This window comes from Advenella sp., assembly GCF_052108595.1.
Taxonomy (GTDB): domain Bacteria; phylum Pseudomonadota; class Gammaproteobacteria; order Burkholderiales; family Burkholderiaceae_B; genus Advenella.
In genome coordinates, this window is the sequence record NZ_JBQEAU010000020.1 from 1 (window position 1) to 14316 (window position 14316).

The following is a 14316-nucleotide window of genomic DNA, read 5'->3' on the forward strand; positions in this document are numbered from 1 at the left end:
CCGAATAATCAAATTCGCAGGCCTGACCAATAATGATCGGACCAGCGCCGATAATCAATATGCTTTTTATGTCGGTACGCTTGGGCATGATATCTCTAGTTTTTTTCGCTCATGGAGCGGATGAATTTTTCAAACAGCACGATGATATCGTGCGGGCCAGGGCTGGCTTCGGGGTGTCCCTGGAAGCAGAAGGCAGGACGATCAGTCAGTTCAAAACCCTGCAGTGAACCGTCAAACAGGGACACGTGGGTAACACGGGCATTGTCCGGCAATGTGTCTGCGTCTACGGCAAAGCCATGATTCTGGCTGGTAATGTATACCCTTCCGCTTTGCACATCCTTGACCGGATGGTTGGCGCCATGGTGGCCGTTTTTCATTTTGACGGTGCGCGCATTGAGCGCCAGGCCCATGATCTGATGCCCCAGGCAGATGCCAAAAAGCGGAATTCTTTTTTCCATGACCACGCGTGCCGTTTCGATGGCGTAATCGCAGGGTTCCGGATCGCCGGGACCGTTGGCCAGAAAAACGCCATCGGGGTTCAGGGCCAGCACATCGGCGGCCGCCGTTTGGGCAGGCACAACCGTCAGCCGACAGCCCAGATCAGCCAGGATACGCAGAATATTGGATTTGACGCCGAAGTCGTAAGCGACAACATGAAAGCGATCCTGCTGCGGCTGGGTATAACCCATGGTGCGCTGCCAGGTGCCTTCGCGCCATTCTTCGCGTGCGCTGCGACTGACCACCTTGGCCAGGTCCTGCCCGGCCATGCCGGCATAGGCGGCTGCCAGGGCGATGGCCTTCTGCTCATCGTCGCCGACAAGAATGCAGGCGCCCTGGGCGCCGCCCTCGCGCAAGCGACGGGTAAGTTTGCGGGTATCAATGCCGGAGATGGCAACGACACCCTGCTCTTTAAGATAGTCGGGCAGTGACTGGGTAGCACGGAAATTGGAAAGACGTCGCGGGCAGTCCCGGACAACCAGACCGGCGGCATGGACCTTTGAAGACTCGACATCTTCAGGGTTGATACCCGTATTGCCGATATGCGGATAGGTCAGCAGGACAAGCTGGTTGGTATAGCTGGGATCGGTAAGGATTTCCTGGTATCCGGTCATGGCCGTATTAAACACCAGTTCGGCCACACTATGGCCGTTTGCCCCGATGGATATTCCCTTGAAAATCGTGCCATCTGCCAGAGCCAGAATTGCGGTGGGAAATTGAGGATTATCCTCGAATATGGAAGACGTGAGCACGCAGAACCCCGAAAATTTGGTATCGATAAGTAAACCTTTCTATTATACAGAGTAAGGCTTGACGATAGAAAAAACTTAAGGGTAATTTCGCAAGAAAACCGAACGAACTACTGGCTCTCTACCTCGAACGCATGCGCAAGCTTGCTGCGATCTTCTACAACCAGAAAGCGCAACATTTCCCGGTAGCTGTTGTCCTGATAGCTCAGGATCCGTACTCGCGTACCGCGATTTTCTTCCAGATAACTGAAAATGATGGGATGATTATTACGACGCAAGTTGCCGATCTGCATGGAACTGGCGCGCAGATCCACCACGGCACGCCAGTCCTTGCCGCCGTCGTTCTCCAGGATCCAGCTTTTGCGCTCTCCGCTGTCCGCCTTGCATTTGACCAGCACGTAGGCCTTGCCCGATACTTTCAGATTGGTGCTGAAAAAAAGAAGATCATCAATACCGCCACCGCCACAGAATTTTTGCTGACCAGGCAACGGCAGATCCAGGCCGCGCAGAGACAGCCTGGGCAGGGACAGCAAGGCGCCTTCGACATTGATGGGCTGATCATCTATTCCGTAGACAGGCGTGCGGTCAAGGTTGGTTTTAGCCCAATCGACCATGGAGGGCAGTTTATCGCGCAGACATCTGAGGTCGCGGCAGGCAAGCAGCGTCCGGGTGCGGTGGTGGATAATGTCCGCCATGACCAACGGCCTGTCGGTTTTGGCAAGCAGCGCCGAACTGTTGTAAAACCAATCAACCAGATTACGGGCAACGGTTGAATCCTTGCACAATTGGGCCGGCCACTGCTTTACCGCCTGCTGCAATTGCAGGACCGCACTGGCGCCAAATTGATTGCGGACTTCAGTTTCAGGCAGACAGGGATTCAGGGAAATTTCCTGTTGTGCGGATCCGACCCCGACGAAGGGATTTGCGAACGAGATTATCTGGCTGGATGCGACTGGTAGATACGTACCTGACATCACAGCGAGCCCCGTCAGCAATATTGCCCTGCACCACTTGACAAGCATTCTGCCCTTAACCCTTTCCTGTACAGTTTTGAATGGAATAAAAAAACTGGACGACCCAAGCCGTCGCAATAATCACATTTACAATATTTTCAAGCGCGTTTGTATCCGCGTCGCTTGCGGTGCGGAGCTATGGACACCGCCAGCGCAGGGCACCCACCGCCGGTTTTTTCAGGCCAAACCAGATGACAATATGTGTCAGGCGACCGGTATTCGAATCTTGCCTGTATATTGCGGGTAATATACACGTATCCGTAAGATTTTGAAATAATCAACCGTTAATTTACAATTTTTCATCGAGCCGGAAAGGAGCAATGGTTTGCAGGAAACGGCAAATATGTTACCACTGGCCGTGCAGGAAACCTCCCATATGAATCAACTTGACCAACTCAGAAAATTCACAACTGTGGTTGCCGATACGGGTGACTTCGAAAGCATGCGTGAGCTCAAGCCCACCGATGCAACCACCAATCCTTCACTGATCCTCAAAGCCCTGTCTAAGGACGCCTACCGTCCGATTCTGCAGAACACGCTTGCCAGGTACCCCGAGGCAACGCCCGCAGATACACTGGATCATATTCTGGTTGAATTCGGCAGACGGATTCTTGAAATCGTGCCGGGGCGGGTGTCCACGGAAGTGGATGCGCGCCTGTCATTCGACACGGAAGGCACGGTGGCCCGTGCGCGCCGCATTATTGAGCTGTACGATCAAGCCGGTGTGGATCACAAGCGTGTGCTGATCAAGATCGCATCGACCTGGGAAGGCATTGCCGCTGCGCGCATCCTGCAAAAGGAAGGGATCGCATGCAATATGACCCTGCTGTTCTCCCTGATCCAGGCGGTCGTCTGCGCCGACGCCGGGGTGACGCTGATTTCACCCTTTGTCGGGCGTATTTACGATTGGCATAAAAAGGCAGCAGCCAGCAACTGGGTAGAAGCGGATAACAGTGGAATAAACGATCCGGGCGTGCAATCGGTCACCCGGATATATCAGTACTATCGTCGCCATGGCATCAAAACCGAGATCATGGGTGCGAGCTTTCGCAATGTCGGGCAGGTACTGGCGCTGGCCGGCTGCGACCTGCTGACCATCAGTCCGGAACTGCTGGGCGAACTGGCCACAACCGACGGCAGCGTCACGGCACACCTGCATGAATCAATGGCAGCCAGGGCCAACATCGACTCCATTGCGCCGGAAGAAAAAAACTTCCGCTTCCTGCTCAATGAAGATGCGATGGCCACCGAAAAGCTCAGTGAAGGCATACGCACCTTTGTGGCAGATGCAATCGGTCTGGATACATTGATCGACGCGTCTCGTAAAAAAGGATAGGCAGCAGCGCGGCGCCTTTTATGGCAAAGGCGGTAAACGCGACCTGCTGAAACGCTCCATGCTATAAAGCACCGTACTCTAAACCGCCGTACAATAACGGCCCCGATTTATCGGGGCCGTTATTGGCGTGCCGAGCGATGTGTCGTGCGAGACGCTACGCGGTTAGAGATACGTTGTAATACCAGACACGACGCGGTACGAGATGCTTTGTGGTAGGAGGCGCCGCGCAGCACTAAACACTATGTAGCGAGAGATGCCATATACTGCAAGCATCCGCTGTCAGGCGCCGGACGGCACCGTACCGGTTATTGCGCGCCGCGGCGCTCCATAAATGCCCAGGCGATGGTGCCGGCATCAACATATTCCAATTCACTGCCAGTGGGTATGCCGCGCGCAATGCGTGAGACCTGCAGGCCTTTTTCACGCAGAATTTCGGTCAGATAATGCGCGGTGGTCTCCCCTTCTGCCGTGAAATTGGTCGCCAGGATCACTTCCGTAACCGCGCCATCCATTGCACGCTTGAGCAGTCTTTCGAAATTCAGCTGGGCTGGCCCGACGCCTTCAAGAGGCGCGATTCTACCCATAAGCACATAATACAGACCCTGATATCCATGGCTGGCTTCTATCATATTTTGATCGGCCGGCGTCTCTACAATGCACAACTGGGCGGCATTACGCTTCGGATTCAGACAGGTTTCACAGATGTCATTCTGGGAAAATGAGTTGCAGCGAGCACAGTGCCGGATGTCGGTTACGGCGGTGCTGAGTGCGCGCGATAGCTGATCGGCGCCCGCTATATCGTATTGCAACAAATGATAGGCCATGCGTCGCGCCGAGCGCTGACCGACGCCGGGAAGGCGACGCAGCGCCTCGATCAGTGCACTCAGCGGCTCGGGTTCAGGCAGTATGTCGCGCATCAGAAGGGAAATTTCATTCCTGGAGGCATGGGCATGCCAGCGGTCACGCCGGACATTTTTTCCTGTGTTGTTGCCTCAGCCTTGCGCAAGGCGTCATTGAATGCTGCAGCAACCAGATCTTCAAGCATGTCCTTGTCGTCGCCAAGCAGCGCAGGATCAATGGTGACGCGTTTGACATCATGACGGCAAGACATGGTGATTTTAACCATACCGCCGCCCGACTCACCGTCGACCAGAACATCGGCCAGGGCATCCTGCGCCTTTTTCATGTTTTCCTGCATTTGCTGGGCCTGCTTCATCAGACCGGCCAGTTGATTCTTCATCATAATGAATAAGTTCCTATAAATCGCAATAATTTGCGGTTGACATCATACGCTTTTTTGCCTGAACGGCTCTATGCTACCGGGTACGACGCGCGCACCCAGATCCGCAATCAGTGTATTAATAAATTCATCTTCCTGCACAGCTTTTTCCACCCGTTTTTGCAATGCCTCACGTTCGGCCTGCTCCACGGCATGAAGGGTATCGTCGCCAGTACGGCCAAAAACCATATCGACCCGGATTACTTCGTGGAAGTATTCGGTCAGCGCCGTTTCGAGCTTGATCTTGGCGTTCAAATCATTCTGCCCCTTGACCGGAATTCTGAGTGTGATTTTATTCTGTTTGTGGGCCACCCATTCACAGCGACGAGCCATTTCGGCAGCATAGCCGGCAAGCGGCAATTCAGCGACCAGCTGCACCCATTCGCGGGCATTCATGGCCGAAAGCGGCCGACGGGCTTGCGGATCCTGATGACTGGGAACCCAGGTCTGGTCTTTCTCAACCACCACATTATCGGCAGGTACAATATCGCCGTCATCATCGGTCTGGCCAGCCAGACCAGCAGCATCCCAGTCCGGAGGAATATCTTCCCATACAGGTGGCCCGGATTCTTCAGTGATCTGCTGTGCGTCGGGCGAATTTGAGACACGAGTCTGCCCTGCGTCGCTTGCAGGAAGCGCGTGATCAGCACCATTGCCGTTGACAAAAGGTTGTGCCGCAGTCCCGTTGGGTGCTGGCGCAACCGCTGCAACGGCCGAATCAGGCATATCCGCCACGGGCGCAGATGCGGTACCCACGGCGCCGGTCGCGGTATCCTCTTCCCAGGCGGGCCGCTCCTGGACCCGCTGCTCTGCAGCCTGGACCGGTGGAACCACAATCGGCTCGCGCTGCGGCGCCAGAACGACCGGTAATGCACCGTCGCTGCTGATGGTTGTGCGTGTGCTTATATCGGAGGCAACGACCTGCTCTGCTGTTTCCGGCGCAACTGGCGCTATGGGAGCTAGGTTTGCCGGCTGCGCTTGCGCAGGCAACGCAGCTGACGGCTGGGACTCGGCCTCAGGCGGCTGCGCAGCCGCCGCAATCGGCATGTTATTCAGATTTTTTTTTTGCAAGTCTGTTGCGCTTGCAGTCACTGGCTGACCCATTGTCGCTGGCGCCTGCTGTGCGCCCTGCTCCGCAGCAGCAGGCGCAGGCGACACAGCCACGGCTTCGTGATGCGCCGGCGCAGGCCCTGCAGCGGTCACGACTGCAGCCGTTTTTTGCCCGCCTGACGCATGACCATTCCCGGCCTGCCATTCGCTTGCCGTGCTGTGAGCCGGCTCGGATGTCACCAGAGACAACATGCGCAGGCAGGTCATCACAAAACCGGCATATTCATCCGGCGACAGTGCCAGTTCATTTCGCCCATGAATCGCAATGCTATAAAACAGCTGCAGCGTATCGGGGTGGCAGGTACGCGCCAGTCGCACGATATCATCCTGCAACAACGCTTCTGTAAGGGCTGTGCCCGGCAGGCGCTGCTCTATTGCGATCTGCGACAGCAGAACAGCCAGATCGGCCAGCGCGCCACCAAACGAGTAGCCGCGTTCATATAATTCATTTGCAATGTCGAGTACGCCCTGCGCCGACCCCTGGTTCAGGGAATCAAGCAGACGGACCAGAAAGCGCTGATCAATGGTGCCAAGCATATCGCGCACGGCATCGCCGGTGATATTGGAACCACTAAATGCAATGGCCTGATCGGTCAGCGACAGCGCATCGCGCATGGAACCGCCTGCGGCCTGGGCGATTTGACGCAAGCCAGGCACTTCAAATGCCACTTCCTCTTCTGTCAACACGTGATTCAGGTGCGAGACTATGGCATCTGGCGGCATTTGCTTCAGGTTAAACTGAAGACAGCGAGACAGCACAGTAACCGGCATTTTCTGCGGGTCGGTGGTCGCAAGAATAAATTTGATATGCGGCGGCGGCTCTTCCAGCGTTTTGAGCATGGCGTTGAACGCATGCCCGGAAAGCATGTGCACCTCGTCGATCATATAAATTTTATAGCGCCCAGAACTTGGCGCGTAGACAGCCTGCTCCAGCAGCTGCGTCATTTCTTCGACCCGGCGATTGGATGCTGCGTCAAACTCCAGATAATCGACAAAGCGCCCTTCGTCAATCTCAACGCAGGCACGACATACGCCGCAGGGTTTGGACGTGATACCGGTTTCGCAATTGAGTGATTTTGCCAGGATGCGTGAGAGCGTTGTCTTGCCGACCCCTCTGGTACCTGTAAACAGCCAGGCGTGATGAAGACGCTGAGTATTGAGTGCGTTGGTCAGCGCCCGGACCACATGGTCCTGGCCGACAAGCGTTTCGAAGGAGCGAGGACGCCACTTACGGGCAAGGACAAGATAACTCATACCGAATATTGTAGCCCAGAAAAAACCAACGTCACCACAAGGGGTGACGTTGGTTCAAGAATGCGGGGGTGAGCCTTACTTCGGCACTGAACCTGAACGACTATGGCTGCTTCGTTCCCGACCTGACCAGTTTCACCGCCGGCCCATGCGAAGGGACCCACCGCTTTGCATTTTAGCAAGTTTCGCGCCGCTTGTGGGAAATTTACCTTGCCTGCGTCAAGAGCGCCGGATCAAATTCAATCCAGTCTCCGGTATCCAGCGCAAAAATGACAGCTGTGGCGGCGCGCCCGTCCATCTGCGACAGGCGCTCGCAATACCCTTGCAACTGGAGTCGATACGTGTCTCTCATACGCGTCTCAAAAACGTCCTGCGGCTCGTGCTCCCGCCGCACACCCGTCTTGAAATCCACGACCAGCCATCCCGTTTCGGTGGAGACCGCCACGTCGACAATCAGCTGTTTTCCATCCACGCCGGTCAAGGGCAACTCCTGCCGAGCCTGATCATGCGAGAGCAGCCAGCGGCCTTTTTCCGATGCCACGCAGCGACTAAGCAACGCGTAAACGCGTTGCGCGCCACTGCGCGCCTGCGACTGGCGCAACCCTTCATTTTCCAGCTGGCGCACGATAACGTCCTGCGCCGCCTGCAGCCTTGCCTCATCCCAGCCTCGCATGCGGTCCTGGCCGATGCGAGCCAGCCATGCATGCGCCACCGTCCCAATGCTGGCCTCGTATTTATCGTCAAACTGCCAGCCTGAACCAGCGGAACCCATTATGGCCCTTCTATCGGAAACGACGGGCAACTGCACAAGGGCCTGAGTGGCAATCCGGCTCAGAACCGGTCCCTGGACCCCAGGTGTTGCAGCATCGGCGGTTGCCGCCTCTTGCTGCGCCTGGGGCTCGGGGGGCGTAAACTCAAAAAGTGAAAAAAGCCGCGACAACAAGGAACCGCGCGGCGGATCAACAATCTGGCCCTGCTTGCACTGGACCTGTGAAACCAGATGCAGGCGTTGGCGCGCACGAGTAGCGGCCACGTAGAGCAAGCGATCGAGCTCATAGTCGCTGCGTCGCTTTTCCATCGCGCCCAGCATCGCTGACAGTTTGTCTGTTTCCTCCGCTGCCTTGGGCTTGATGGGACCCATTAGCAGGCGATTTCGGTTGCGCTCAAAGCGAAGCAATGGCGCCGTGTCGGAACGGGGCCGACGATGCAACCCATACAAAATAACCTCTTCGAACTCCAGCCCCTTGGACTTATGCATGGTCATGATTTCAACCGCCCGCTGCTGCGCGCTCGTTGCCGAATACAGGCGCGCCAGCGCATCCTCCAGGTCGGCAGGATTCAGGTCCCCGTAGGGCGCCAGCCTGTCGACCAGATCGAACACGGCCTGGAAATCGGCAAATGCCGTATCGCTTGCATACACGCCGTAGCCGCCAAGCGCACGCCAGACCGACTCTACATGCGAGGAAAATGCAATATCGGCAGTCACATGACTGCGATCAAGCAGGATCTGCGCACAACGCTGCAAACGCGGCCATTCATCGCCAAGTAGCGGCGCAAATTCAGCTTCGCGGGCCAGCACCGTTTGCAAACGAAAAACAATGGTGTCGCGACTGTCGCCAAACAGATGCGTTAGCGCCTTCAGCGTCAAACCACACACCGGTGAGCGCAAAACAGACAGCCAGGCCACGCGATCGGCCGGGTGCGCAAGCGCGCGAATCAGTTGGACCAGATCGGTTACCGATTGCTCTGCCCGAATCGGGTTGAGCTCGACCGCCCGCACAGGGATCCCGTTACGCTGCATGAGCAGCATCAGCGCGCCCAAATGCGTTCGAGCCTTGACCAGGATGGCAACCGGATGGTCGCTGTCCGGGTTGGCCGCCAGCGCTGTGCGCACCAGCTCCAGCGTCAGTTGCTCGGCTTGCGCCTGAACCACTTGCACATCCTTGCCTTCCGCCTGGTAAACCGGATGAAGGCGCACGGCCGGGCCCTCTGCTGCCGGATTGAATGCCACCGAGTCCGTATACCTGATCGCACCCAGCGTCAGGTCATCATCTTTAGGAAACACGCGGCTAAAGGACTGGTTTACCCAGTTAACCACGCCTGCCTGAGAACGGAAATTCTCGGTCAGGACCAGTTTTTCCAGCTCAAGCCCGTTGATTCCCTCATTGGCAACGCTCAGGAACAGACCGACATCGGCTTTGCGAAAGCGATAAATGGACTGCATCGGGTCGCCCACCAGGAACAGCGTGCGGCCATCGCCCGGGCTCCAGCCCAGTGTAAGCTTTTCGATCAGTTGAATCTGGATCTGGCTGGTGTCCTGAAACTCGTCGATCAGAATGTGCGAAATGCGCGCATCCAGCTTTAACAGCATATCAGTGGGGTCATCGGTATAACCCAGCGCCAGCGCCGCTCTTTGGGCGATTTCAATAAAATCAACCTGTTTTTCTTCACGAAAAACCAGTGTCAGCTCCGCCGCAGCCAGTTTCAGCGTTTCCAGCAAGGACCGGATGATTTTCTCCTGACGCTCGCTCAGCACCTCCAGGGGCAAATCACTGATTTCGGCAAGCAGGCCGGCCCAGTGTTCGCTATCGCTCTGCCAGGCATCGAGCCAGTCCTGCATGGCCTGCTTGTGTGCACTTTTGGCCGGAAAACCTTCCTTGACGGTGAGGCGTTTGCGCAAGCCGCCGCTGCCTGTGAGCAGCAGGCGCGACAAGGCATGCCATTGCGGCAAAGCCTCGACGGAACTGGCCAGCGGCACACCGTCCCAGTCCATGAGCGCGCCCAGCACGCAGACCGCTGTCTCGGCCTGGCTGGCGGCAGCCAGGCGCGCGATGGGCGCTAACTCGCTGGCGTAAGAAAACGGCATCGCCCCTGCCAGGGCGTCCAGCTTCTGCTCCATGACGTTTCTGAGCGCCACCCGCAACTGTGTCATAGCTGTGTGGGTGTCGACCGTTTCCTGCAGCCACTGGTCGCGTCGCGCAAGCATGTCCACGATCAGTCGCTCCACCGATCCCAGATCAATATCCATATGCAGCAACACGTCCTGCACGCTTTCGTTGTGGTCTACATGTTCCAGCAATCGTCTGGCCGCCTGCAAATAAAGCTGCTCGGGATTATCGGCAATGCCCGGCATTCCGCCCATGGCGGACATCCATGGCATGGAACGGACCAATTGCGCGCAAAAGGCGTCAATCGTACGAACCTTCAGCCGTGCCGGGTGATTAAGCAGATCCCAGCCTTGTTGCTCATTGCGCGCCAGCGCCGCACGAGCCAGACGCCAGCTGTTTTTTTCATGGGCGCTTGCCGGCTCCTGCTCGGACAGGCCGGCACGTAGCTTGCGCAGCACCCGGGCATGCATTTCAGCAGCCGCCTTACGCGTAAAGGTGATGGCCAGAATCTCTTCAGGTTTGATCACGCCTCCGAGCAGTGCCAGAATACGGTCAGTAAGCAGCTCGGTTTTACCAGAACCGGCCGGCGCCTGAATAATGAACGATTTGTCCGTGTGCAGCGCCTGTGCCCGCGCTTCAAAATCACTGGGCCGACGTTCAATCATCTTCACTCTCCTGTGCCAGGCGCAGAAACGGCAGCACATCACAATAGATCAGGTCATTCACAGCCCAGCTGCGGTTATCGGCCACCCCATCCGACATGTCGCGGGCCAATTGTTGCAGACTACGTTCCCAGCCATCTAGCAACACCTCCCAGCTTTGCTCTGGCGCCAGTTTGGCCAGGGACGTCGCCCCGGCAATATCGGTGCCATTCTCGCCCAAACCGCTCAACTCAGTTTTCTTTGCATTCAATTTTGCAAACAGCAAGGCTTCTATCTGCCCGCGCTGCCCCGCTTCATCAGGCTGGCGCAATACCGTAGCGTACAAGGGCAGTTGCAGGTTGACTGGTTGTGGTCGCAACCAGTCTTTCTGGAAGTCGGGCGTGCGCTGCCCGGATTTGTAATCCATCACCACTTTGGCGCCATACCCGGTCTCATCAATCCGGTCGACACGCAAATTGACTTTTACGCTGGCATGCTGCCAGCTAGCCGCCTGTTCGACACCCACAATATGAAATGCCGGGCGCTCCCGCTCCAGATCCAGCAGTGTCATCATGACTGCGTGACCCCGTTCCTTTTCCATTGCCGCCAGTGTTGGCGATACCCCGTCCAGCGTCTGGTCAGCCGCCATGGTCACGGCCTGCGCCACCAGTTCATCCTGCTGAACCTGGCTAAGTTGTGCCAGGCGTTCGGAAGAACCAAGCATTTCCCATACTTTTTGGGCCATGCTGTGCAGAAACATACCGCGAATGGCCGCGTTCAGTGACTCGGGATAGGGTTTGAGCCCTTTGGCCAACAGACGATACCGGACGTACCCCCAAAGCGGATTGAGCGCCTGCGTTTCCAACAGGTCCGAGCCGCCTTCCAGAATATGCGTCAGGGGCAAACCTCGATTGTCGTTCAACGTTTCCAACGGCAACGATGCGCAGCGGGCCCGGGACAGGCATTCAGGGGTGTCGGCCCCCTGCCCTTGCCCGGCTTGCGCGCCGACAAAAAAGCTGAGCAACGGCGACGGCCGCAGCGCTCTGTCGGCCTCGCTGGCCGGGTAGCTCAGTACGACACGGGGTGCAACCCCGCACAATGCCTGCAGCATCTCGATTGCCCAGGCTTTCTCCCGCTCCGGCGTGGCACGCGGCGCACCCGCCCTGGCCAGCGCTGCCACAGGCAAAAACGGATTCGGATCAGGACTGGCTGGAATAACGTCATCTGTCAGGCCAAGCACCCAGACCGCATCCCATTGGCCGTGTTCAGCTTCAAGAAAGCCCAGGACATCCAGCCTGACATCCTGGTCGCGTTGTGGCTGGAACATGGATTCCCGCGCCATGCGCTGCAGCAGCGCAACGGCAGGCATGCCCGACAGGCGCCCCGCATACAGGTTCAGCAATGAAAAAGTATGCAAGAGCGCATCGAACGCTGCGCACACCTGATAGTTGGTACTTGACAGCGTACTACCGGGAAAACCCAGCAATGCCAGCGTCTCGCGTATGAGCTGGGTCCAGTGTTCGGTGCTCTGGCGTCCCCCGGACGCGGCCTGCCGCCAGTGTGCCATTGCCTGCCGGAAGACATAGGAAAAGTCCGGGACATGACGATCCATTTGGGCGCATACCTGATCGGTATTCCAGGCAATGTTTTGTGAATCGCGCAGGCGCGCATCCAATACCGCCATGGCCGACTGTTCGGCAGCGCTTGCACTGCAAAATCCGGCCAGCAGCGCCTGGCCAAACTGCTGCGGCCGCACCGAACCCTGATCGCACAGACCGGCAATCAGCGACAGCCATCGAAAGGCGGCAAGCACAACGGGCCACTCCCCGAGTGCGCGCCCCACCGTCATGTTGTAACGATAGGCCGGCGCAAAGGGATCGGGCGACAGTTCACGATCCAGAATTCGTCTTGCGAACACGGCATCTGCTTCCATGGCTGGCGAGACAATGGCCACGCGACGCTGCGGATCGGCTGCCAGCTCGCTGGCAGCCCAGTGTGCGGCAGCGATCCATTCACTGCTGCGATCTTTTTGCGCCGACAATATGCGTTGCGACTGCTCGTGCCTGGGCAGAGATAGCGATACCAACCGGCAACCACGATCTGCGCACGCCTGCAACAACCGTGTCAATCGCGGCGAGTATTCGTTAAAGCCTGCCAGGACCATGGTGGCGGGCAGCCGCAACAGCCGACCCGCCGCGATCGAATCGATCAGCGTGTTATATAGGTGATTGTCATCCTGGGCGTCCAGTTCGCGGCAGCGTTGTTCGTATTGATTGCGCCACTGCATAAAACGCAGGTATTCCTCGGTCTGTTCCTGGGGCTGGACCTGCACCTGCCACTCATCACGGTCATGACTGGCCGCCATGGCGCGCGCGGCAGCCAGCTGCACATCAATGAGCGGGGTCTCGCCCTGCAGGGAGGCGACGACCTCTTCCCACAACAGACGGGCAGCAAAATCACTGAGCCGGTGACTGCGTACAGCAGGATCGGCGCAAAATAGCCGTTCCTGATGCAGCTGGTCCAGCCACCGGGTGAGTGAACAGGCGGCGGGCAGCTGCAGCACGGCCCTGTCGCGCCCTGCCTGCTCGAGCAACAACGCGTGTACCCGCCAAACCAGGCGGTTATTGACGGTAACAACAACCGTCGTATCCGGATCCAGCGACGCCACCGTTTCAGGCGTTACCGCATCAATTGAACATGCCATGAGAATGCATCCGAAAAAACAATCCGGCGTGTCGTACAACGACCCGCCTTAATCGCAAACCGGTATTATGACAGGCATTCATTGGCATTGCTGCAGTCGCAACGCAGCATTTCGGTTGTTACGGCACCGGCCATACCGTCACACCATCGTCACGATACCCGGGTATCCTGCATGAACAGGGCAACTCGGGCACGCAAAAAAACCGGCATCCATAAATCGTGACCACTCCTGCTGTCCTGCTACTGCTATCTAGCTACTACTGTCTTATTCGTACTGCTCTGCAGCACAAAAAGCCGTATCAAACTTGAAATATTCGCTGGCTCGTTGCGGAACAAGCCGGTAAACTGGGCGCTCGCGGACGACAACGCACCACGACCCTGCGTTTTTTTATTTGCCCCGGTTGCCCCCTATTATGCCGTTGTACTCCCACCGGTTGCCAGGTGCGACAGCCGTTCAATGTTGGCAGCCACTGCTTGCACTCATTGTCTACCCGTTCACGCGGATTGCCAGAAGGAGAATAAGATGAAAGATGTACTGCTCAAACTGGTTTTGTCCTCGCTAGCGGCGCAATTGAGCTATGGCGCATTCGCCGCCGGTACCCAGGACGATGATCAGCGTCGTAAATGCAGGACCGTGCAGGGCCTGACTGAGATTGTTCGCGATATCGAAGAAAAGACACAAGGCAAAGTGGTGCTGCTCACGCCCAGGCTGCACGACGGAAAAACCCACTTTGAAATGCTGGTGGCCCGGGGCGGACAATTCCAGAAACTGATTGCCGACCCGGACGGTGTTTATGATGTGGGCGACGACGCCAGCCCCGGCACGACAAACAAATCAGCCTGACAGG

The 14316-nt window shown here is 57.2% G+C and carries 10 protein-coding genes and 1 other RNA gene; 2 read left to right on the plus strand and 9 right to left on the minus strand.

From position 1 onward, the window contains the following. The 3 genes from ACTIKR_RS05425 to ACTIKR_RS05435 all read right to left on the minus strand — a co-directional run. The coding region (locus tag ACTIKR_RS05425; RefSeq protein WP_442327312.1) for a hypothetical protein at positions 1 to 88 on the minus strand (88 nt) is incomplete at its 3' end. A 7-nt stretch (positions 89 to 95) separates the two neighbouring features. Further along, on the minus strand, positions 96 to 1250 hold the full coding sequence (gene carA / locus ACTIKR_RS05430) for a glutamine-hydrolyzing carbamoyl-phosphate synthase small subunit (protein WP_370540215.1): 1155 nt from the start codon (positions 1248 to 1250) through the stop codon (positions 96 to 98). A gap of 107 nt (positions 1251 to 1357) precedes the next feature. Further along, positions 1358 to 2224 (minus strand): hypothetical protein, encoded by an 867-nt coding sequence (locus ACTIKR_RS05435; protein WP_442327299.1) that lies wholly within the window; start codon positions 2222 to 2224, stop codon positions 1358 to 1360. Positions 2225 to 2636: 412 nt separating this feature from the next. On the opposite strand from ACTIKR_RS05435, the gene tal reads away from it, so the two are divergent. After that, on the plus strand, positions 2637 to 3596 hold the full coding sequence (gene tal, locus ACTIKR_RS05440; RefSeq protein WP_193088757.1) for a transaldolase: 960 nt from the start codon (positions 2637 to 2639) through the stop codon (positions 3594 to 3596). A 305-nt stretch (positions 3597 to 3901) separates the two neighbouring features. On the opposite strand, the gene recR is transcribed toward tal, so the two are convergent. The 6 genes from recR to ACTIKR_RS05470 form a co-directional block, all read right to left on the minus strand. Further along, positions 3902 to 4513, minus strand: coding sequence for a recombination mediator RecR (gene recR, locus ACTIKR_RS05445; protein ID WP_193088756.1), 612 nt, complete (start codon positions 4511 to 4513; stop codon positions 3902 to 3904). Continuing rightward, on the minus strand, positions 4513 to 4839 hold the full coding sequence (locus tag ACTIKR_RS05450; RefSeq protein WP_193088755.1) for a YbaB/EbfC family nucleoid-associated protein: 327 nt from the start codon (positions 4837 to 4839) through the stop codon (positions 4513 to 4515). Before ACTIKR_RS05450 ends, recR begins: the two co-directional genes overlap by 1 nt. A 42-nt stretch (positions 4840 to 4881) precedes the next feature. Further along, a complete protein-coding gene (dnaX, locus tag ACTIKR_RS05455) occupies positions 4882 to 7239 on the minus strand; it encodes a DNA polymerase III subunit gamma/tau (protein WP_442327300.1) in 2358 nt (785 codons plus the stop codon). A 64-nt stretch (positions 7240 to 7303) separates the two neighbouring features. Next, positions 7304 to 7401, minus strand: an RNA gene (gene ffs / locus ACTIKR_RS05460) — signal recognition particle sRNA small type. Positions 7402 to 7441: 40 nt separating this feature from the next. Then, a complete protein-coding gene (locus ACTIKR_RS05465; RefSeq protein WP_442327301.1) occupies positions 7442 to 10789 on the minus strand; it encodes a UvrD-helicase domain-containing protein in 3348 nt (1115 codons plus the stop codon). Beyond that, positions 10782 to 13469, minus strand: a complete 2688-nt coding sequence (locus ACTIKR_RS05470) for a PD-(D/E)XK nuclease family protein (protein WP_193088752.1) — start codon at positions 13467 to 13469, stop codon at positions 10782 to 10784. Before ACTIKR_RS05470 ends, ACTIKR_RS05465 begins: the two co-directional genes overlap by 8 nt. Positions 13470 to 13991: 522 nt before the next feature. On the opposite strand from ACTIKR_RS05470, the gene ACTIKR_RS05475 reads away from it, so the two are divergent. Then, on the plus strand, positions 13992 to 14312 hold the full coding sequence (locus tag ACTIKR_RS05475; RefSeq protein WP_193088751.1) for a hypothetical protein: 321 nt from the start codon (positions 13992 to 13994) through the stop codon (positions 14310 to 14312). The last annotated feature ends 4 nt before the right edge of the window (positions 14313 to 14316 follow it).

Bases quoted from the DNA above. Each gene is read 5' to 3' on its own strand.
- ACTIKR_RS05475 (WP_193088751.1), top strand. From the start codon at position 13,992: ATGAAAGATGTACTGCTCAAACTGGTTTTGTCCTCGCTAGCGGCGCAA.
- ACTIKR_RS05450 (WP_193088755.1), bottom strand. From the start codon at position 4,839: ATGATGAAGAATCAACTGGCCGGTCTGATGAAGCAGGCCCAGCAAATG.
- ACTIKR_RS05465 (WP_442327301.1), bottom strand. From the start codon at position 10,789: ATGATTGAACGTCGGCCCAGTGATTTTGAAGCGCGGGCACAGGCGCTG.
- recR (WP_193088756.1), bottom strand. From the start codon at position 4,513: ATGCGCGACATACTGCCTGAACCCGAGCCGCTGAGTGCACTGATCGAG.
- dnaX (WP_442327300.1), bottom strand. From the start codon at position 7,239: ATGAGTTATCTTGTCCTTGCCCGTAAGTGGCGTCCTCGCTCCTTCGAA.
- ACTIKR_RS05470 (WP_193088752.1), bottom strand. From the start codon at position 13,469: ATGGCATGTTCAATTGATGCGGTAACGCCTGAAACGGTGGCGTCGCTG.
- tal (WP_193088757.1), top strand. From the start codon at position 2,637: ATGAATCAACTTGACCAACTCAGAAAATTCACAACTGTGGTTGCCGAT.